Raw genomic sequence first — 21,151 nt, forward strand, 5'->3', positions numbered from 1 at the left:
ATTTCTTCCCATGTTTTTCCGTATTTTTCTTTTAGCTTTTTTTCTGCTTCCTTAAACAATCCAGGATGCCAATCTTTTAAAATAGTATTCATAGGATGGTCTGCACTGCCACAATCAACACCAATCCATTTGAATTTCATATCCAATGCCCAATCTGCAAATTCAGGACTTGGACCAGGATGTTTAACCATATAACGCACCTCATCAGATGCCGGCTGATCCCATGCATAACGATGATATCCAGTGTTAATAATAAGAATATCACCTTTTCTAATATCAGCTTTTTTCATCAGCATTTCTGGCGTATATAAATCATAATCTCCTACCTCGTCAGAAATATCTACTACCACTCCAGGTCCTACCCATTCATTAAGAGGCACTTTACCAATTGGGCGGCCAGAGCTAAAGAAATGTATTTCACCATCCATATGTGTGCCTACATGGTTGCTCGAAGTAATAATCTGCCCATTTGCACCCTGCCCCATATGTGCACCTGCTATTCTTTTAAAATACTGTATGCCAAGCGGCATGTAACTTGGCCACGGTGGAGTATGAATACTGAGAGGCTGTGTTAAATCATACATTTTTGCTTCGGCTAATAATTTGATAAATTCTTCTTTATTCATCTTTTTTCGCTCCCTTTATTATTTTATTTTGAGCCCAATAACTTCTGAAGGGCATCCTTTGTTTCATCATCCGTAGCTGCAGACGGTCTCCAGTCAACCTGAATAACTTTGACTCCCACATCTTCTAAACTTTCTTTAAAAGAAACAAGGCCAATATTAATTACCTGTAATTCCTGTTTAAAGAGATCCGAAATTTTTCTCATTTTACACCTCCAAGGTTTTTGACAATATATGAAGCAAGCTTTGACGCTGCCGCATTAGATGGCATAATAAGAGCCCCAGCATCCTCAAGTTGCTGTTTTACCTTTCCTCTTCCCTGTGGATCTTTATCTGTTCCCGTAATAGTGCACACGAATGTGATGTTCCTACCTTCTTTTTCTGCAATTTCTTTTGCTTGTTTAATAATTGGATTTAGTTCATCGCCTGGTTGCATATTAGAACCATAACCTAACACAACATCAAGGAGTATCACTGCGACTTCTTTATCATTTACCTCCTCAAGAATTTTCTTGTTACGCAAGGTAAAATCAATCATAGGATGAGGACGTCCAACAGTAAATTCATCTTCACCTAAATCGACAAATGTGTTCTCCTTACTGCGCCATGAATCCTCCAGCTTAAATTGCGGATTAAGCGGAGCATTGCCGTAAACTTCCCCTATAATTGTACGAGATATAAGCATTGCCTCGTCACACAGCGTCCCTCCAGTATAAAGACCTCTTACAAACTTTTGAGTAGCTGTTTTATTTTTTGATTCTTTTTCAGCAAGGTTTAAAAGCTCCTTCTCCCTTGCCTCTAATAATTGTTTGAATTCATCCATTGATTTTCCTTTTGAGAAAGAGGCTGCTATAAGACCAGCTTCCTCAAGAGTATTTGCTGGAATCGCTCCTGCTTCCTCAACTATCTTTGGGTCACCACCAAGAAAAATTCCTACGACAGGTTTTTTTATCTCTGTCTTAATAAGAGATGCCACTTTTTCTAATACTCCAGGATGTGGCGGCTTAGAAACGAGTGCTATGTATTTTGTTTCAGGATCTTCTTCCAGTGCTTTAATTCCTTCAATAAACATAATCCCACCGACATCTTTCTTTACATCTCTTCCGCCAGTTCCTATCGCTTGGGATACTCCAGCCCCCTCGTTCGAAATGACAGCACTTACTTCCTGGAGTCCCGTGCCAGATGCAGCAACTATCCCAATATCACCCCGATTAACCACATTTGCAAAACATAGAGGAGCTCCATTTATAATTGCAGTACCGCAATCAGGACCCATAACTAAAAGACCATGTTCTTTTCCGTATTGTTTTAACTCAATTTCTGTCTCAATTGATACATTGTCTGAGAACAGCATTACGTGAAGACCTTTCTTGAGAGCTTTCATGGCCTCATCACTTGCATATTTCCCCGCTAACGAAATAATAACCATATTCGCATCAGGCAGAAAATCCACAGCACCCTCAAGGCTTTTTGGCATATACTCGCCGGTTTCCTGCATTTTTGAATGCCTTGATATAAGAAGTTCCTTTGCTTTCTGAATTGCAGCATCGCATATTGCCTCATCCTTCGCTTTTACTGCTATCAATAAATCTGAATCTATTGCATTCTTAAACATATCGAGAAGAATCCCAGATGTCTCAAGAATTGATTTATTTTGCTCAGTTCCCATTACAACAGCAGCATCTTCTACCCCTTCCAGTGCTAACACGTCCCTTGCAACAAGCATAAGCGTAACAGAATCATAATATTCCCCTTCTTTAAGAATTCCTTTTACTACCATATTAATACACCTCCATTTGTAGATTTTTTAAATGCCTCTTTGCTCGCCAGGATAAATCCAGTTCCAATATCTGCTCCAGATGTTTCTCCAATGGCAAGTAATCGCATAGTGGCGTTAATAACTGATTCCTTATCTTGAAAAAATGCATGGATAAGATTTTTAAACCGTTCGAAAAATTCTCCCTTAGCTGAAAAATACAAAAATGTATCGGAAATAACATTTTTACTCCTTGCAAGACGATATATTCCCTCGCGTATATGAGCAGTAGAATAATCTGTCAAAAGCTGATACACATACATAGCAAGAAGCATACCATTGATGAGATCGTCGCCTTGAGGAGTAAAACCAAGACCTATCCCCTTCAGTTTGCTTACGGAAGATAGTTTACCGTTTAATATCTCAGTAACTCCTGCATCAAGTTGATTTCTTAAATTCTTTTCAAACGGAGTAATAAAGAAACTTTTTCGCCTGTCATCCAATAAAAATACACTACTCAATGGATGTGCGTGTTTTACCAAAATTCTTTCAAAAATTTGCAACCCAGACAAAAAAGTCGTTTTCTTTGAAGCGTCAAGCTTAACCGTAGAATCATACTTAGAGACTTGTAATAAAGGTATTTTTGTATTATTTAAGATAAGCTCATCGTTGATAATCTGCGCTTCTTTCAGATTTAGAAAATTAAATCCATTTATAACGATATTGTTAGGCCCTCCGCCAATATCTTCCGTCACAGCAGATACAATACCGCCAGAATATAAAAGATTGGCAACCCGTTCAAACGTTGAATGAATAGTAAAAACAGTATCACGCAAAGGAACACTACTTCCTATCGAAACAATTTGTGCATGCGTTGCTATCACCACTTTTGCCTCCCTAAAAATAAACAGGCCAAGAATTAATTCTCGGTCTGTAGTTCAACAACACTTTTATACATTGGGTTCAGAAGGAATCTTAAAATTCTCAGCAGATTTTAAGAGGTCTTCTGGTACTGGTGATTTAAATGTAGTACCGAGATAATCTTCAAGATATTTTTTAATCGAAGTGTCCCAGTATTTCTTTGTTATATAAAATACTTTTGCGCCACCTAATTCATGCTGATATTCCGGCCATGGGTAAGATGGTTGCGCCATTCCAATTCCCCATCTCTTAAATCCATTATAACTTTCGTATGTTGCCCAGAATTCATTTTGTTCAAGGACTTCAAAAGCATAGTAGCATTTTGCATAATACATGGCAGCACCTGCTTTTACCCCTCTTTTAAATGCCATTGTATGAAGACTTATATTAATCTCTTCATCCATAACTCTTCCATTTGCTATTGCAGCAAGTTCTCCGTCAACTATACCAACAAACATATAGGGATCTTTTAACCTGTTACGATACCATCCCAAAATCTCTGCATAAACTCTTGCTCCGACAATGTCATAAAAATCATGATCTACTTCCATAAATTTTTTAATGAATGGCAGTAGGGCAGGAGCTTCTTCTTTTCTCATCTGTCTTATCACTAATTTTGATCCGTTTTTTAGTTCAAGATACATTGGAGTCCACGGTTTTAAATCCATTGGTGGTGGACTTAATAAGGGCTCTAATTCTTCAACCTTAAAGATAATTTCATTCTGTGATACTCTTTCTGGTGGTTGTTTTTTCATAAAATCCTCCTTGTTTAAAATATGATGTTTAATGATAGCAATTTTGCAATTCATGTCAAGTGTTTTCCCGTATATTTGCTGTATTTCAAAATTCGAGTAGTCATATTAGGCAGAGTAAATAACAGACAATGAGCGATGAGAATTGACAGAATTTTATATAAAATTATAATAAACAAGAAGAAAGGATGTAAATAAGATGGCAAAAATAGTGTTATTAAGTATCGTTGCTTACTTACTTGGTTCTATACCCAATGGGTATATTATATGTAAAAAATTTTACCACATTGATATTACTAAGTACGGCAGCAAAAACATTGGAATGACAAATGTACAGCGAGTAGTAGGAAATAAAGCGGCTATTGCCGTGTTTTTATTAGATTTTGCAAAAGGGTTTTTGGCTGTGATTATAGGAAAATATTTTTTGAATTCTCCATCACTTGCAATAACCTTAGGGATTATGGCCATAATAGGGCATGATTATTCTCTTTTTATGCCTCACTTTAAAGGGGGAAAGGGAGTAGCAACAGCATATGGTATCATCGGGGCCATATCGATCTATACTGGATTACTATCCGGAGGCGTATTTTTCCTTATAATACTCCTGACACGATATGTTTCACTAGCTTCGATTGTTTCTGTCTGCTTTTTTCCTATATTTCTTATTCTGTTCCATGCAGACAAAACGATTATATTGTCTAGTTTAATAATTGTATTACTTGTCAAAATTTCGCACCGCGAAAACATTAAAAGACTCTTAAAAGGGAATGAACGAAAAATTGGAGAAAAAATAAAGTTTGATAAGGATAAAAATTGAAGAAAGATATAAAAAATTTGAATTTAGATGAATTGAAAGAATACTTTCTTTCAATTCATGAGCCTGAATACCGCGCTAATGAGCTATTTCATTCAATATACAGAGAAAAAAAGGAGAGTTTCCATGACATTACAACTCTGCCAAAATCTTTAAGAAAAACGCTGACCAATACCTTTTATATTTATTCATTTAAAATCATTTCAAAATATGAATCTAAAGATGGAAGCACAAAATACTTATTCCAATTACCCGATAAAAGCCTTGTAGAAACTGTTTTCATGCACGAAAGTAATCAATATGGTAAAATGAGAAACACCCTGTGTATTTCCTCATCAATAGGGTGCCCGCTAGGATGTAAATTTTGCGCCACAGGTCAAATGGGACTGCTAAGAAACATGACGACGGAAGAAATCGTTGAACAATTTCTTCAGATCGATAAAATAACCAAAATAAACAATGTTGTATTTATGGGAATGGGAGAGCCACTTCTCAACTATGATAATGTTAAAAAAGCAATTGAAATTATTTCTGACAAAAATGGGAGAACACTCGGAAGAAGAAAAATAGTAATTTCCACCTCTGGCATTCCTGGGAAAATTTATCAGCTCACAGATCAAATAGCATCTATACGTCTTGCAATTTCCTTACATGCAGGCGAACAAAGCAAAAGAGATTTTCTAATGCCAGGACTAAAAGAATATACCTTAACAGAATTAAGAAAGGCCATTAATTACTATACTCGCAAGACAGGTAATACCATTACGATTGAATATCTATTATTAAAGGAAGTGAATGATACCATCAGCGATGTACAAAGCTTAGTCAATTTTTTGAAAAAGCTTAAATTTGTAAAAGTAAATCTAATTCGATACAATCCAGTTCCGCACGTTAAATTTAAAGTATCAAAAAAAGAGAATATGTTTCTTAGATACCTGCAAAAAAATAGTATACGGGCTACACTGAGAAAATCAAAGGGGCCAGATATTTCTGCTGCCTGCGGTCAACTTGCCACAAAACTCCGAAAATAACCATATTTCAAAATATTTACTAAAACTGCGCTTTATCTGTCATGTCTTGGTCCAAAGATCAATGTGCCAATTCGCACAATATTTGCTCCTTCCTGTATTGCTATCTTATATGAATCCGACATCCCCATTGATAGATATTTCATTTGAGCATTTTTCGTTTCACGCGCCTTGAGACAGTCAAAAAGCTCTTTTGTAAGCTTAAAATAAGGGCGCAATTTTTCTGGATCGTTTACAAATGGCCCCATTGTCATGAGCCCTTGAATTAACACATTTTTAAATGGAGCAGCTGCATCTATCAATTGTCCGGCTTGTTCTGGGTATACACCGCTTTTCTGCTCCTCCTTACCACTGTTTACTTCAATAAGAACCGGCATTATTTTGCCTATGCCTTTTGCCCGCCTATCGATTCCCCGGAGAACATCAACAGAGTCAACTGTTTCTATCATATCGAAAATTTCAACAATTTTTTTTATCTTATTTTTTTGAATAGAGCCAATATAATGCCATTTAACAATATGCCCAATGTATGGAAACAATTTTTCCGTTTCCTGCAGATAATTTTCCCCGATAATTTTTACACCGGCATCGACTGCTTCTTTGATTTCCTTAATAGAACGCGATTTGACAGCTGCGACAAGCAATGCATCTTCTGGTATTTCCTTAAAGATTTTTTGAACGTTTTCCTTAATCACATTTTCCTCCAAAAAATTATAGTGTTTTGCAAAATTTTTTCAAATAATAACATTTGTTTCGTCTCACCTCCCCAACCTAAGAGGTAGATCATACTTCAGCAAACTGCCGAGGGAATAACTCCAACAAAAATACTTTTTAGCATGCTATTCCATTTTTTTTTAATCTCTTTATACTGGATGCATGAATATAGGAATTATTGGAGCAGGAAAAGTAGGAACTACACTTGCAATTGCGTTTAAAAAAGCAGGCTTCAATGTTTTTATTGCAAGTAGAAGCATGCAGAGCGCAGAAAAAGCAGCAACAATTTCTGGGGGTATTTCTACATCAATACAGCGATGTGCAGAACAAAGTGATGTAATTTTTCTCTCAGTTCCAGACTCAGAGATAGAGAATGTGGCAAAGAACATCAAAAATGTAGTAAGTAAGGAGAAAATAGTTGCCCACTTAAGCGGTGCATTTCCTTCTTCAATTCTGGAGTTTCTCGAGGCAAGAACATGCTCGGTACATCCGCTTAAACCATTTGCAGACCCTTTGCTTTCTGTAAAAACTCTCTCAAAAACACTCTTTGCGGTAGAGGGAGATAAAACTGCTGTAAATGAAATAGAAAAAATCATACAAAAAATTAATGGAACACTTATCAGAATTAAAACAGCAGATAAACCAATATATCATCTTGCTGCAACAATTACAGCAAATTATACCGTGACACTCTTTAACCTTTCAGAAAATCTTCTTCGCCCCATTGGATTTAGCGAAATAGAAGCAAAAAATGCGCTTCTTTCGCTGCTTCAAGGCGTTTTGAACAATGTAAAGGAAAAGGGAAGCACTCAGGCACTTACAGGACCGATTCTCAGAGGAGACATAAAAACTATACAACTCCATCTAAAAAATATCAAAGATCCCCTGCTAAAAGATATTTACAAAAGTCTCGCTTTTGCTACACTAAAGATAGCAAAAGAAAGAGGATTGGATAACGAAAAAATTGAAGGAATAAGGAAGGTATTAAACGATGGATAAAATTACCGTTCCAAAATTAAAACACTTTAAAGGAATGAAAGCAATAACTGCTCTTACAGCATATGATTTTCTCACTGCAAGAATACTGGATGAAGCAGGAATTGATATTATCCTTGTGGGAGATTCTGTAGGTACAACCATCCAGGGGCTGAGTTCAACAATACCTGTAAAAATGGAAGAGATGTTGTATCATACAAGAATTGTGAAAAGAGGAGCAAAAAGAGCACTTGTTGTTGGGGATATGCCCTTCCTCTCATATCAAACATCTCAAGAAGATGCAATAAGAAATGCAGGATTATTCTTAAAAGAAGGGGCAGAAGCAATAAAACTCGAAGGTGGAGAAAATATTGCTCCTCTTATAGAAAAACTTGTTTTCTACGGTATCCCTGTGATGGGACACATTGGGCTCACTCCTCAATCCGTAAATCTATTTGGCGGATACAAAATACAAGGAAAAACGGAAAAGAAAAAGGAACGGCTGATAACTGATGCGAAAGCACTGGAAGAAGCAGGTGCTTTTAGTATCATACTTGAAGGAATGCCAGAAGAAGTTGGAAAAGAAATTACAGAATCGGTTTCAATTCCTACAATAGGAATTGGGGCAGGCAGATTTTGTGATGGACAGATTCTTGTAGTAACTGATATACTTGGAATGGATCCTACGTTTACCCCGCGCTTTGTAAAAAAATATAGAGATCTATATGAAGAAATTAAAAATGCTGTAAGCGAATATATAGAAGACATAAAAACACAAAAGTTCCCATCTGAAGAACATGTTTTTCACGCAAAGAAAAAGGAAGAATAGTATGCAAATTATAAGAACAATAGAAGAAATGAAAGAATTCTCTAAAAAAATAAAAGAAAACGGAAAGTCAATAGGTTTTGTACCAACAATGGGGTATCTGCACGAAGGGCATCTCTCACTTGTAAGAAAAGCAAAAGAAGAAAATGATACGGTAGTTACAAGTATTTTTGTAAATCCTACGCAGTTTGCACCAACAGAAGACCTGGATCAATACCCACGTGATGAAAAAGGGGATTCTGCAAAACTTAAGAAAGAAGGAGTTACAGTAATATTTATTCCCACAATAAAGGAAATATATCCAGCAGAGTATCAAACCTATGTAGAAGTTGCAGAGCTTACAAAAAACCTCTGCGGAAAGTCTCGACCAACACATTTTAGAGGTGTAACAACTATTGTTTTAAAACTCTTCAAAATTGTAAATCCCGATAGGGCATACTTTGGAAAAAAGGACTATCAGCAGTTTAGAGTAATCGAAAAGATGTGTAGAGATTTGAATTTTGATGTAAAAATTGTATCCTGCCCAATTGTGCGTGAAAAGGATGGGATTGCAATGAGTTCAAGAAATAAACATCTCACAGAAGAGGAAAGAAGAGACGCAATAGTTCTTTATCAAGCCTTAGAAAAAGGAAAAGAAATAATCTTAAATGGAGAAAAGAACAGCAGCAAAATCATCCAGACAATGAAAAACATGATTCAAAGTAAAAAAAAGTTGAAAAAAATTGATTACGTATCAATTGTAGACCTGTACACGCTTAAAGACCTCTACTATGTGGATAGAAATATACTCATCGCAGTTGCTGCATATTTTGGAAAGGTAAGACTTATTGACAATATAGAGGTGATTATAGATGCAAAGAATAATGCTTAAATCAAAAATACACCGGGCATGCATTACAAGAAAAGATTTAAACTACGAGGGAAGTATCACAATAGATAGAGATCTTGCAGAACAGGCGAACCTGAAAGAATTTGAAAAAGTTGACATATACAATATTTTCAATGGCGAGCGTTTCTCTACATATGTGCTGTACGGAGAAAAAGGCTCCGGTTGTATAGAATTAAACGGTGCTGCAGCAAGAAAAGGAGAAACAGGTGATATTATTATAATAGTATCCTATGCAATGATAGATGAAAAAGAGCTAGAAAGCTTCAGGCCCACCATAATATTTGTTGACAAGAAAAATAGAATAAAGGAAAGGAAACTGCCCGATGCCGGAAATTAGTCTGCACACATTTGCATAACCTCTTGCTCTGATATTATAAAAAGTAGAGTAGATGAAAATACCGTTAGAGCACACAAATAATTATTTTATTAAACTCCTCAGTATTTGAAGATTTTTTTTATATCCCGATTCATCGCCAGGCACCTCTAAAATTCCCAATATTTCTTTCAGACGTTCATCGTTTACAAAAAACTCAAAGGCCTTTAACCCGATTTCTCCCATCCCGATCTCTGCATGTCTATCGACACGCGAGGCTAATTTTCTTTCAGAATCATTAAGGTGTATTGCTTTTAATCGATTTAATCCGATAATCTCTTCAATTGCATTAATTGTTTCGTTATAAGCACTTTTATCTCTTATATCATACCCTGCAGCAAATATGTGGCAGGTATCAACACAAATACCAATTCTCTCCGGAATGCCAGAGTGCTGCATGATATATGCAAGATGTTCAAATTTGTATCCGATATTTGTTCCCTCTCCTGCGGTTGTTTCGAGGAGAAGCATTGTAGTTTTAGCTTTGCTTAGCCCAAAAATCTTATCGATACTATTAATAATCTTGTCCAGCGCATATTTTTCGCCTTTACCTTTATGAGCACCAGGATGAAAAACAACATATGGAATACCAAGGATCTCAGCTCGTTCCAATTCTTTTGACAAATCTAATATTGATTTTTGATGTGTTGTATCATCGGGAGCTGCAAGGTTTACAAGATACGAAGAATGCACTGTTCCGGGGATAATTTTTGTTGCTTTAATATTGCTATGAAATTTTTCAATCTCACTTTTGTCCAGAGGTGGAATATGCCACCGCATTTGATTTTTTGAAAAGATCTGCATTGTATCGCACCCAATATGTTTTGCACGTAGTGGTGCATTTGAAACCCCACCTGCAATCGAAACATGTGCTCCTAAAATCATTTAGCCCTCGCTTTCATATTCAAAGCAAATAAACAAAAATATCCTAAACTTTCTCAAATTGCGTGGTATACAGTTCAAAATATAAACCTTTTTGTTTCATTAATTCTTGATGTGTACCTTGTTCTGCTACTTTCCCTCTATTAATCACATATATCCTGTCAGAATTTATTATAGTAGACAATCTATGAGCAATAACGATAGATGTTCTACCTTCCATTATTTCCTTAATTCCTCTCTCAATAAGCTCTTCTGTCGCAGTATCAATAGATGCTGTAGCTTCGTCCAAAAGTAAAATGCGTGGATTATACACAAGTGCGCGAGTAAAGGATATAAGTTGCCGCTCTCCTTGCGAGATGTTTCCTCCTTCTGTTGAAAGTTCTGTATCATAACCGTTAGCAAATTTCATGATGAAATCGTGTACTCCAATTTTCTTTGCAGCAGCAATAAGTTGCTCCTCTGTTATATCATGATTGCCCAGAGTAATATTATCCCTGACAGTCCCTTTGAAAATGAAAACATGCTGTAAAACCATTGCCATACGGGAACGTAACTGTCTTATGTCATATCGCTGCACATTTATCTTATCCACCATTACTGTCCCACTGTCTGCATCATAGAATCGTAGCACGAGGTTTGCAATTGTTGACTTGCCTGCGCCAGTTAACCCTACGAGGGCAACCTTTTCTCCTGCTTTTGTCTGTAAATTAATATCTCTTAAAGTAGGTGTCTTTTTGTCATAAGAGAAGTTGACATCTTTGAACACCAAATCACCTCTAATCTCATGCTGTACTGGGTTTTTGCAGGCCTTTATGATTTCTTTCTCCTCAAAAAAATCATTTAGTTTGTTCATAGAAGCAATTGCATTTTGAAGAATAGAAAATTTCTCCGCAATGCCTCTGAGAGGACGATAAAGATAATCAACGTATACAAGAAATGCCATGATTGTACCAATTGTAGCTGCACCTTTCAATGTAAAAATACCTCCGGCTATTATCACAATGGCAATGGATATGTAGGAAAGTATGTTTATAACCTGCCTGAGTTGTATGCTTGTCATTTGAGCTATATGAAATGTTCTTCGATATCCCGCTGCAATGTTGCCAAACTTTTTACGGCTTCTTTGCTCCACGTTGAATGCCTGTACCAATATAATACCGGATAAATTTTCTTGCATCTCTATATTCATTTTTACTACATAATCTCTCACCTTCTCATACAACCTTTCCAGTTTGTTTCCTAAAAATAATGCCGATACAATTGCTATAGGAAGCGGTATAATAACCAGAAGCGCAAACTTTACGTTAATAAAGAATATAAAGACGATAACAAATAGCAAGGTCGCAAAATCTCCAAATAGAGCAACGACTCCCGCAGAAAGTAGTTCATTCATATTTTCGACATCATTTGTAATTCTTGTTATTATCTTGCCTGATGGTTCTCTAGAAAAAAATGAAACAGCAAAAGACTCTAAGTGCTTAAATAGATCTATCCTTAAATCCCGCATTACTCTCTGCCCGGTAAGATTTGTAAAATAAATTTGAATCATTTTAGAGACAAAACGTATTCCACTTATACCAAGAAATAAAGCAGAAATTCGTACCAAACCCAAAAAATCCTTTGCAGCAACAAATTCATCTATTGATTGTTTTAATAGATACGGAAGTACTGCAGCAGAAACAGTGGCAATAAATAGCATAACAAACGAGACAGATAAAAACAGTTTATACTTCAATATGTATGGAAGGAACCTCTTTAAAATTTTTCTATTCATACTCCCATCCCTTCCAAAAGCTGCTTTCTATACAGGTGAAAATAGTATCCTTTTTCATCAAATAATTTCTCAGGTGCCCCTTCTTCTAAAATTTTTCCATGCGATAGAACCACAACTCGATCCATAATAGTAAGAGCGCTCACTCTCTGAGATACTAATAATGTTGTGATATGGTTTGTTTCTAAGTATGTCTTGAGATTTCTGATAATTGCTTTTTCTGTATCTGTATCAACAGCCGAGAGCGGGTCATCAAAAAGCATAAGAGGCCTCTTTGTAAGAATAGCACGCGCAACAGCTACCCGCTGCCTTTCTCCGCCAGAAAGTGTTATCCCTTTTTCTCCAACAATTGTATCAAATCTATTAGGCAATTTCATAATGTCTTCATAAATAGATGCAATTTTCGCTGCCTCTTCAACATCCTCAATTGTAGAGTCCTGTTTACCTATTTTTATATTCTCAAGCAAAGTATCGCCAAATAGAAACGGTGCTTGAGGCACATACCCAATATTCTTTCTTAAAGCTTGCAAGGGAATTTTTAGTATATCCGTTTCGCCAAAAAAAATTGTATCAGGTAGGGGATTATATACTCTCAGAAGCAGAGACAGCAAAGTACTTTTGCTTCCTGCCGTTGGCCCGGTAATACCGATAAGTTCCCCCTCATGTATAGACAAAGAAATATTTTTTAGAATAAAACGATCATCATCAGGATATGAAAATGAAAGATTTTTGATATTGATATTCCGCTCAATGTGCTCAATATGAATAGGTTCTATATCTCTTACTTCGGGTATAGTTTGAAGCACATTCTGTATTCGCTCCATTGATGCTCGTGCCCGCTGAAAAAGCGATATAGTAAAACCAATAGCCATCATAGGCCAGGCTAATATTTCTATATATTGTATAAACGCAACGAGTGTTCCCATAGAAATGCGTCCTTTGATGATAAAGCTTCCCCCAAGTAGCATTAGTATAAACAGAGAAATATGAATGAGAAAATCGATTATCGGATCAAAAAATTCGTCTAATTTTACAAGTTTCATATTTTCTCGAATATATTCTTCGTTCACATTTTTAAAAAGTTTTAGGTAAAACCCCTCGCGGGTAAAAGCTTTTATAACTCGGATTCCACTTATTACTTCCCGGACCCGTACTGTTATTTCGCCAAATATTCTCTGAGCATTTTTAAAATATATATGAATTTTTCTTCCAAAGTTTAGTGCAAGAGGAATAAGCAGAACAAGGGGAATTGAAACAATTATGGCAAGTGTAGGATTCATTACGAACATCATGATAAAAGTAGTAACGCCCAAAAGCAACACGTCTAGCCCGCCAAGAAAACCCATTATCAAGAAAAAACGTATCGCCCTTGTATCATTTGTGACACGAGCCATAAGATCGCCAATTTCTTCTCTTTCAAAATAAGATTTTGGCAATGTAAGATATTTATTAAAAAGAGAGGTCTTCAAGTCGTAATCCAATTGCAATACAAGCTTTCTCAGGATATAATTGTATGTATACCGCATTATTATAATAAAAAGAGCAATCGCAAGTACATACGACCCATATTTCACAACAAGCGAGATATCTGCTTGGGCACTTATTGCGTCTACAGCCCTTTTTGTCAAAATCGGGATAGCGACCTGTGCGCTATCCACAAGAACAAGCATAAACACAATAAGAATATACCATTTTTTTTCTTGCCTAAAAAATTGCCAGAGATCTTTCATCTTTTTTTACACATTTCTAATCTCACATATCCTTTTAAATGAAATTTCTCTCTGAAACCGGAAAACCCGATTTTAAAAAGAACTTCTTTCAAATTAATCTGCATAAATTTCTCGGCAAGCGGACACTCCACTTTTCTAATAAGAAATTTTATAATAGGTGATGCCCTATCTACATCTTTTTCTGCATAGTCAAGTATAATAAGCTTTCCTCCTGTTCTCAACCGTTTATAAGCATTCCTTATGATCTTTATGCGATTTTCCTGTGTAAATCCATGCAATACAAAAGATATAAATACTTTATCAAAATATTCCGTTAATGATAATTCTTCCTCTATTCTTCCAAAAAGAAAACGGATATTTTTAAAATCTTCACACCGCTTTCTTGCCTGTTGTACCATTATTCTCGAAAGATCAATACCAACATACTTGCCGTCTTCGCCAATATATTTTCTTATAAGACAGGCAAATCTTCCAGTTCCTGACCCCAAATCTAGCACTGAATCACCCTTTCTGAAGTTTGCCTCTTTTACTACCTTAGTAGTAAAATGAGGATAGATGCCAAATGAAAAAATATTGAGAAGTGCATTATAGTGTTTTGCAACAAATGGTGTTAATTCTACTTTTGTTTCTTTTGCATTTTTTATTTTAACATCACCTCCACATTTCAATACATAAATATATGCAATTATTAAACTACATATCTGCTTTTACTAACAAATCTATTTCAACTTAGTATATCTATCAAAAACTCAGTATACCAAAAATTTTGAATGTTTCAAACTTCTTATATAATTGAATGCAATGGAACTAAATAGGAGGTAGCATGAAAAACATATTGAAAAAGGCTTTAATAGTCATTATAGTTGCGCTTGCTCTTTATGGTGCATATTCTGCCACTAAAGATTTAAAATCCTACTTGAGTTTTAAAATAAAATATTCAAGCATAGCAAAAAAGGAAAATATTAGAACTGGAATAGTTAAAATACCCAAATTAAAGCTAATCGATACAGACGGAAATGCCTTAACCCTCTATGATGAAATTAAATCTCATAAATACGTTATCCTTTCATTCGGAAGCATTTACTGCGAAAATTGTTATGAAGAATACGAGATACTTCAGGAAAAAAACAGTATTAGCAACCTCGGGGGAAACATTGCTTTTTATCTATGTGTTCCAGAAGGAAGTAATTATATAAAGGTCTTCAAAGAAGACACCGGGATAACACTACCAATCTATACTGTTGATAAAGATGAAATTGACCTATGTGGTATAGTGGATATACCTGCCACTGCTCTCATAGGAAGCGACTATAAAATCAAATTACTTCTTACGGGATTTAAAGAAAACACAATTGAACAGATTTTAGAATTTATAGAAACCTGCAATTGCGATTGACATTTTTGTTCCTTAAGCATAACAAGCGTTCTTAAAATTTGTTTAAATAAATGTCCGGTATGTTTTCAAAAATAAGCCATTCGACCTAAAGAATTAATAAGCACATTCTTAGGTCATTCCGCTTTTAGGACTATATCTGACTGATAATATTGATAAGTGCTCACCCCATGCTCTTTGACATTATACATTGCATTATCTACTTTTTTTAGCAGCGTAACACTATCCGTTCCGTCATCAGGAAATATAACTCCCCCTATGCTTAAACTGACATTAATTTTATGGTCTTCCACGATAAACGGCTCCTTAAAAGTCTTAAAGAATTTTTTGACAATTTTGTGTATCTCCTTCTCTTTTGTAATTTCCGGAAGTAGCAATACAAATTCATCTCCTCCCATACGCGCAACTACGTCACTCTTTCTGAGAAGTTCAGTAAATCGGTCAGCAACCTGCTTCAGTAAAACATCTCCCACTGCATGTCCAAGCTCGTCATTTACCTTCTTAAATTCGTTCAAATCAATATATAGTAGAGCAAACTTCTGATTGTTACGCCGAGAAAGCTCGACTTCTAATGCAAAACGATTTTCAAAATAAACTCTATTAGGTAAACCAGTTAAAGCATCATGCGTAGCAATATAACTAAGCTGTCTTTCTCTTTTTTTATGCTCTGTAATATCGATATAAATTGCGTAGATTCCATGCATCACAGGACCTAACATAATCGGATAAGCGAATATAGACACATTCACCAAACTACCGCCTTTTCGCTGTCTAATTGATTCTAAAGCGACTACTTTTCCTTGCTCTACTTCAAACTCTACACGCTTTGTCTTTTCTTTAAGTTCATTAGGAACAATGAAATCATCAATAAATTGCCCTCTTATTTCGTTAATAGAATACCGGAAAAGCTTTTGAAAGCCTTCATTTGCATCAATCACCCGTTCTTCTTTGTCAAGCATTGCAATCGCAATTGGCGCACCTTCAAAAAGAGTTTCTAAACGAGATTTTTGAAGAAGCATTAGTTCTTCGTTTTTCTTTCGTTCAATAGCTAAAGCGATTTGGTCAGAAACAAATGACAGGACCTTTTTATCATCCTCTGTGTACTTAACTCCCTCAGTATAACTTTGCACAGCTAACACTCCAACTGTTTTATTCTGTACTTTAAGCGGCACACCAAGCCAGGACACAGGTAGAGTGTCATGAATTTCTGTTTTACCTTCGTTTTGCATTACCTTAATAACTTCTGGATCGGCAATTAGTGACTTTCCTGTATTAAATACATACTCTGTAATGCCTTTCCTGAGTTCTCTCGGTTTGGGTTTCGGGTCAGTTTCGTCTACCCAATATTTAAAGCTCAGCATTTTGGAAAATTCATCATACATTGCAATGTAGAAATTATTCGCGTGCATAAGAACTGAAACATTTTGGTGTATTATGTCGTATAACTCATCAAGAGTATTAGTAGAGTAAACTGCTTCGGAAATCTTAGAAATTACATCCTTTATTCTTTCTGATTTCTTTCGTTCAGTAATGTCAACATACGCACCCATTACCCCTTTTATCTCGCCATTGACTACAATAGGCAAACCCGATACGAGTACAGGAAACAACGTTCCGTTTTTTCTCTTTCGGACAGTCTCATAATTCAAATAGCCTTCACTTAAAGCCTTTTCGTCCAAATTTTTCCCCTCATCTTTTTTTTCCTCAGGATGAATCATGCCGTCATTAATATTTCTCCCTCGAACTTCGTCTATTGAATAGCCAAAAAGTTTTTCAAAAGCAGGATTTGCATCGAGAATATGACTATCATTGTCCATGTTAACTAAGGCTGCCGGATAATTGTAAAATAAACTTGAAAGTTTTTCGTTACTCTCTTGAAGTTCAGTAATAGTCCGTTTCCGCTCGGTAATATCTTCATACATCACAACGATTTGTTTATCCTTCAGTGTATCTCCTATCCTTGAAGCAGATACCCGGCATAGTATATCTTTCCCGTCTTTCCGCTTGCAGGGAAACTCTTCCCCACAATATTTATGGTTTTCAAGTGTGGAGTAAAAATCATTTCCAATTTGCTCAAATTCTTTATCGGAACGATAAAAAAGTCTTGTTGTTTTTCCAATTAGCTCTTCTCTTTCCCACCCAAATACGCTTTTTACATTTTTATTTGCAAACACAATATGATGGTCGCGTAAGCCAATTACTGCATGGGGAACAGCTTCAAGCATGGAAGATATTAATGCCCCTTCTTCTTTAAGTTTCTCCTCTACTTTCTTTATATTTGTAATATCCACATAAACTGCATACATTCCAACTACCTTGTTGTCAACAGAAATAGGCACTGCATGAACGTATACAGAAACAAGACTCCCGTCTTTGCGTTTCCTAACTGATTCTTTTTTAGGTTTTTTCCCCTTCATTCCACTTGAAAAGAAAAACTCGCTCTCACTACCTAACGATTCAGGTACAACTAATTCTATAAGCCGTTTCCCAACTACTTCTTCGCTTGAATATTGAAATAATGTTGTAAAACCTTCATTAATAGCGATGATTTTGTTGTCAGTATCCAGTTGTGCTACAGCCATACTGCTATTCTCAAACAGTTCCTGAAAATATTTTTTCTGGATAAGAAGTTCTTTTTCGAGCTGTTTACGTTTACTAATATCTTGCTTCAGTTGCTTGTTAACATCTTTCAATTGTTTGGTTCGTTTCTTTACCATATTTTCAAGAAATTCCTGGTACTGCTCTACATCATCTTTTAGCTGTTCATACTCGGTAATATCATTCAGCATAAACATAACCTCAGTCACTTCACCTAATCTATTTGCAACCGGGAGTGTAGTAAGATTGATGCGCTTTGCAGGCTCTATATACTCAATCTGTGTATTAATTACCTGGCTGGGATCAGTTTTGACCTGTTTTAGCAGCATTTGAAATTGTTCTTGGTCCACCAATTTGCAACTACTGGAACAAAAATATTCTGAAACATCCTTATGAAGAATAGAATCTGATTGAACATTCATCAGCTTTTCAGCAACAGAGTTAATATGAATAATTTTGCCATTAGAGTTAACAGCAATAACACCATCTGAGACACTGTTTAATGCTAAATACGGCAAAGATTCTCGGTATTTTCCTATAGAATACCACTGAATTATTGCAAATATTAAAATAGTAATATATCCAAACGGATAAACCTCAAAGCCAAAAGCAGGCAAAATATCTACCAGAGTAACACAACCCACCAAGTAACTGAATAAAAACAGTTTTCTTTGAGTTTTGCTGATCAAAACAGCTCTGTTTACTCGAACATAATAATATAAAGTCAGAAGTAAAAGAAAAGCAAAAACAACCAAAAGGTAAAGCCCAGCCCGGTCATACTGAATAGAATATCCCCAGAAATGTTTCCTCACACCAATAAACATTAAATCTGTCGTATTTGCTATAAAATAAAAAAGAAGCATTATAATATAATTTACCAAAACCAGCCACTTTTTCTTCCTTAACTTGTGAAAAAGTGATAAAATTAGCAAATAAGCACTGGGAGGAATCAGAACTAAGCCCAAAAAAGTATAACGTTTATAAAAAAATAGAGCAAGTTCTGGATTTTGAGTTACATACAATATAGATGTTCCGGAAACCCATATAAAAAGAGTCAAAGCAACAAGAAAAAAAGAAGAATTCGTCTTACTCCTTACACCCAGAAACAAAGAAACTACTCCAAATATGAACAAAATAACGGCAGTGACCATTACCGGAATGGCATATGGATTAAAATAATAATTCGAACTAGCAAATATTTGAGCTATCATGCCGTATTTTCCCCACCTCCATGTCTATCTAATTCTCTTATCATTCTTTTCGCGCTTCTTTAAACATTTATTTATGTTAATTTATCACACTATCTTAACAGTAAATTTTAAAATAGTCAAACACGAAACAGATGATTTAATCATACTCACAAAACCCTTCATTACATGTACCCACCTGCTGTACAGGTGCTCGCGTTTTTTCTTTAAAATTACTGGTTCATTATAATAATCTGCGCACATTAAAAAATTGTCAATTTTCAAAAAAAACTTACTTCACACTTTGCCATGGCAAACAAAATATTATACTTTATTATTCAAATAATTCTGCGTTTTGCCTCAAGCGATTTGCTGCAAATTGAACTTCTAAACTATATAAATACTGCTTAAGAAGAAATCAAAATAATTTCTTAGAAAAATATCGCTCGCCTCGGTCCGGGGCAATTGTCACGACTCGTTTAAGATTATATCTTTTAAAAATTATTTTTGCAGCTAGTACATTTGCGCCAGTTGATGGACCTGCAAAAATTCCTTCTTCACTGGCAAGCCTCCGTGCCTCTTCTCTTGCATCGTCCTGATCAACTGTGATAATTTCATCAAGTATGTCTCTATCAAGCAAATCAGGTACAAAACCAGCGCCAATACCCTCTATCGTGTGCGTGTACGGTTTTCCTCCTGAAAGAACCGCCGATTGAATAGGTTCTACCGCGACGATCCTAATATTTTTATTAAATTTTTTCAGCGCTCTTCCCACTCCGGTAATTGTCCCACCAGTGCCCACTCCTGCAACAAATGCATCTACTTTATACCTCATTTCTTTGAGAATTTCGGGAGCAGTAGTCATCTCATGCGCTAAGGCATTGGCTGGATTTTTAAACTGATCGAGCATTAAAGCCCCTTCCCTGATAAACTCTTCTGCTTTTTCTATTGCGCCTTTCATCCCTTTTGATTTTTCAGTCAAGAAAAGTTTTGCTCCCAGCGCACTCATAATTTTTTGCCGTTCAATGCTCATTGAATCCGGCATTGTTAAAATAACATTCAAATCATAAAATCTTCCAACAAATGCCAGACCAATACCCGTATTCCCTGAGGTAGGCTCAACAATTGTGCTACCTGCCTTTATGAGATTTTTCTGCAAAGCATCACAGATCATAAAAAAAGCAATTCTATCCTTTATACTACCCATTGGATTTAAAAACTCGAGCTTTAAAAATATACTTGAGGCATTTTTAAGCTGAATTATCGGAGTATTTCCTATACTGTTTAATATTGTTTTATACATTTTTTCCCTCTATTTTTATAACCCTTGCAGGAATTCCCACCACAGTCGCATGAGGAGGTATGTCCGTTAACACTACGCTATGAGCCCCAATTACGGCATTGTCCCCTACTTTTACACTGCCTAAAATAGATGCCTGATTCCCCACAAATACGTTTCGTCCCACGATTGGATGTCTTTTACCTCTTTCTATTTTTTTAGAACCAAGCGTCACTCCGTGGTAAAGAATTGTTCCTTTTCCAACAAAAGCCGTTGACCCAATCACTACGCCCATGCCATGGTCAATTATAATACCTGGTTCAATTTTAGCCATTGGGTAAATATCCATTCCATATTTTCTTTTTGCCTGGCAGTACAGATACATTGCGATAAATTTATGTCCTTTTTCATATAGACTGTGATATATTCGGTAATATACTAACCCTCGAAATGAGGTAGAAAAAAGAATGATTTCACGTTTTGATTTCGTGGAAAAATCGTTTTGCATGAACATTTCCAAATCTGCTCTTATTGCGGAAAATAATTCTCTTACAACATGCATATGTATCACCTTCCATTGTTTCCATCTTTGCCATATATATGCCACCTCCTTTTGATTAATTCTTTTTATCGAAAGAAT

At 35.8% G+C, this 21,151-nt stretch carries 20 protein-coding genes; 7 read left to right on the forward strand and 13 right to left on the reverse strand.

Annotated elements, in window-relative coordinates; translation table 11 throughout:
• From U9Q18_03055 to U9Q18_03075, 5 genes are all read right to left on the reverse strand, one after another.
• A partial coding sequence (locus tag U9Q18_03055; GenBank protein MEA3313335.1) for a cyclase family protein occupies nucleotides 1-626 on the reverse strand: 626 nt, incomplete at its 3' end.
• Between the two features lie 23 nt (nucleotides 627-649).
• On the reverse strand, nucleotides 650-829 hold the full coding sequence (locus tag U9Q18_03060; GenBank protein ID MEA3313336.1) for a fdrA domain protein: 180 nt from the start codon (nucleotides 827-829) through the stop codon (nucleotides 650-652).
• Nucleotides 826-2,403 (reverse strand): acyl-CoA synthetase FdrA, encoded by a 1,578-nt coding sequence (gene fdrA / locus U9Q18_03065; GenBank protein MEA3313337.1) that lies wholly within the window; start codon nucleotides 2,401-2,403, stop codon nucleotides 826-828. The genes U9Q18_03060 and fdrA overlap by 4 nt, the downstream gene beginning before the upstream one ends.
• Entirely contained in the window at nucleotides 2,397-3,266 is an 870-nt protein-coding gene (locus tag U9Q18_03070; GenBank protein ID MEA3313338.1) for a DUF2877 domain-containing protein, read from the reverse strand. Before U9Q18_03070 ends, fdrA begins: the two co-directional genes overlap by 7 nt.
• A gap of 63 nt (nucleotides 3,267-3,329) precedes the next feature.
• On the reverse strand, nucleotides 3,330-4,055 hold the full coding sequence (locus U9Q18_03075; protein ID MEA3313339.1) for an N-acetyltransferase: 726 nt from the start codon (nucleotides 4,053-4,055) through the stop codon (nucleotides 3,330-3,332).
• Nucleotides 4,056-4,251: 196 nt separating this feature from the next.
• On the opposite strand from U9Q18_03075, the gene plsY reads away from it, so the two are divergent.
• Both plsY and rlmN read left to right on the forward strand, forming a co-directional pair.
• Complete coding sequence (gene plsY, locus U9Q18_03080) at nucleotides 4,252-4,869, forward strand: glycerol-3-phosphate 1-O-acyltransferase PlsY (protein ID MEA3313340.1); 618 nt, start codon at nucleotides 4,252-4,254, stop codon at nucleotides 4,867-4,869.
• Entirely contained in the window at nucleotides 4,866-5,897 is a 1,032-nt protein-coding gene (rlmN, locus tag U9Q18_03085; GenBank protein ID MEA3313341.1) for a 23S rRNA (adenine(2503)-C(2))-methyltransferase RlmN, read from the forward strand. Before plsY ends, rlmN begins: the two co-directional genes overlap by 4 nt.
• 32 nt (nucleotides 5,898-5,929) lie before the next feature.
• On the opposite strand, the gene U9Q18_03090 is transcribed toward rlmN, so the two are convergent.
• Nucleotides 5,930-6,589 (reverse strand): YggS family pyridoxal phosphate-dependent enzyme, encoded by a 660-nt coding sequence (locus tag U9Q18_03090; GenBank protein MEA3313342.1) that lies wholly within the window; start codon nucleotides 6,587-6,589, stop codon nucleotides 5,930-5,932.
• A 181-nt stretch (nucleotides 6,590-6,770) separates the two neighbouring features.
• On the opposite strand from U9Q18_03090, the gene U9Q18_03095 reads away from it, so the two are divergent.
• From U9Q18_03095 to panD, 4 genes are read left to right on the forward strand one after another with little or no spacing between them, the layout of a single operon-like run.
• Complete coding sequence (locus U9Q18_03095) at nucleotides 6,771-7,607, forward strand: Rossmann-like and DUF2520 domain-containing protein (GenBank protein MEA3313343.1); 837 nt, start codon at nucleotides 6,771-6,773, stop codon at nucleotides 7,605-7,607.
• 1 nt (nucleotide 7,608) lies between these two features.
• Complete coding sequence (panB, locus tag U9Q18_03100; GenBank protein MEA3313344.1) at nucleotides 7,609-8,412, forward strand: 3-methyl-2-oxobutanoate hydroxymethyltransferase; 804 nt, start codon at nucleotides 7,609-7,611, stop codon at nucleotides 8,410-8,412.
• Between the two features lies 1 nt (nucleotide 8,413).
• The gene (panC, locus tag U9Q18_03105; protein ID MEA3313345.1) at nucleotides 8,414-9,280 is read left to right on the forward strand and encodes a pantoate--beta-alanine ligase; all 867 of its coding nucleotides are present in this window, start codon (nucleotides 8,414-8,416) and stop codon (nucleotides 9,278-9,280) included.
• Nucleotides 9,261-9,635, forward strand: coding sequence for an aspartate 1-decarboxylase (gene panD, locus U9Q18_03110; protein MEA3313346.1), 375 nt, complete (start codon nucleotides 9,261-9,263; stop codon nucleotides 9,633-9,635). The genes panC and panD overlap by 20 nt, the downstream gene beginning before the upstream one ends.
• 81 nt (nucleotides 9,636-9,716) lie before the next feature.
• On the opposite strand, the gene U9Q18_03115 is transcribed toward panD, so the two are convergent.
• Genes U9Q18_03115 through U9Q18_03130 form a run of 4 tightly spaced genes read right to left on the reverse strand, consistent with a single transcriptional unit; the run spans nucleotide 9,717 to nucleotide 14,722 of the window.
• Nucleotides 9,717-10,556 carry a deoxyribonuclease IV gene (locus U9Q18_03115; GenBank protein MEA3313347.1) on the reverse strand — a complete coding sequence of 280 codons (840 nt, stop codon included), beginning with the start codon at nucleotides 10,554-10,556 and terminating at the stop codon, nucleotides 9,717-9,719.
• 43 nt (nucleotides 10,557-10,599) lie between these two features.
• Nucleotides 10,600-12,327, reverse strand: a complete 1,728-nt coding sequence (locus U9Q18_03120) for an ABC transporter ATP-binding protein (GenBank protein ID MEA3313348.1) — start codon at nucleotides 12,325-12,327, stop codon at nucleotides 10,600-10,602.
• Nucleotides 12,324-14,054 carry an ABC transporter ATP-binding protein gene (locus U9Q18_03125; protein ID MEA3313349.1) on the reverse strand — a complete coding sequence of 577 codons (1,731 nt, stop codon included), beginning with the start codon at nucleotides 14,052-14,054 and terminating at the stop codon, nucleotides 12,324-12,326. Before U9Q18_03125 ends, U9Q18_03120 begins: the two co-directional genes overlap by 4 nt.
• Complete coding sequence (locus U9Q18_03130; GenBank protein ID MEA3313350.1) at nucleotides 14,051-14,722, reverse strand: class I SAM-dependent methyltransferase; 672 nt, start codon at nucleotides 14,720-14,722, stop codon at nucleotides 14,051-14,053. The genes U9Q18_03125 and U9Q18_03130 overlap by 4 nt, the downstream gene beginning before the upstream one ends.
• A gap of 155 nt (nucleotides 14,723-14,877) precedes the next feature.
• On the opposite strand from U9Q18_03130, the gene U9Q18_03135 reads away from it, so the two are divergent.
• Nucleotides 14,878-15,450, forward strand: coding sequence for a hypothetical protein (locus U9Q18_03135; GenBank protein MEA3313351.1), 573 nt, complete (start codon nucleotides 14,878-14,880; stop codon nucleotides 15,448-15,450).
• A 113-nt stretch (nucleotides 15,451-15,563) separates the two neighbouring features.
• Here U9Q18_03135 and U9Q18_03140 read toward each other — a convergent pair whose 3' ends face one another.
• The 3 genes from U9Q18_03140 to epsC all read right to left on the reverse strand — a co-directional run bounded on the left by U9Q18_03140 (nucleotide 15,564) and on the right by epsC (nucleotide 21,073).
• Entirely contained in the window at nucleotides 15,564-19,256 is a 3,693-nt protein-coding gene (locus U9Q18_03140; protein ID MEA3313352.1) for a PAS domain S-box protein, read from the reverse strand.
• A gap of 394 nt (nucleotides 19,257-19,650) precedes the next feature.
• Nucleotides 19,651-20,535 (reverse strand): cysteine synthase A, encoded by an 885-nt coding sequence (cysK, locus tag U9Q18_03145; protein ID MEA3313353.1) that lies wholly within the window; start codon nucleotides 20,533-20,535, stop codon nucleotides 19,651-19,653.
• Nucleotides 20,528-21,073: a serine O-acetyltransferase EpsC gene (gene epsC, locus U9Q18_03150; protein ID MEA3313354.1), complete on the reverse strand. Its 546-nt coding sequence runs from the start codon at nucleotides 21,071-21,073 to the stop codon at nucleotides 20,528-20,530. Before epsC ends, cysK begins: the two co-directional genes overlap by 8 nt.
• Nucleotides 21,074-21,151: the final 78 nt, after the last annotated feature.

The sequence above is a fragment of the Caldisericota bacterium genome (assembly GCA_034717215.1).
Lineage (GTDB): Bacteria > Caldisericota > Caldisericia > Caldisericales > Caldisericaceae > UBA646.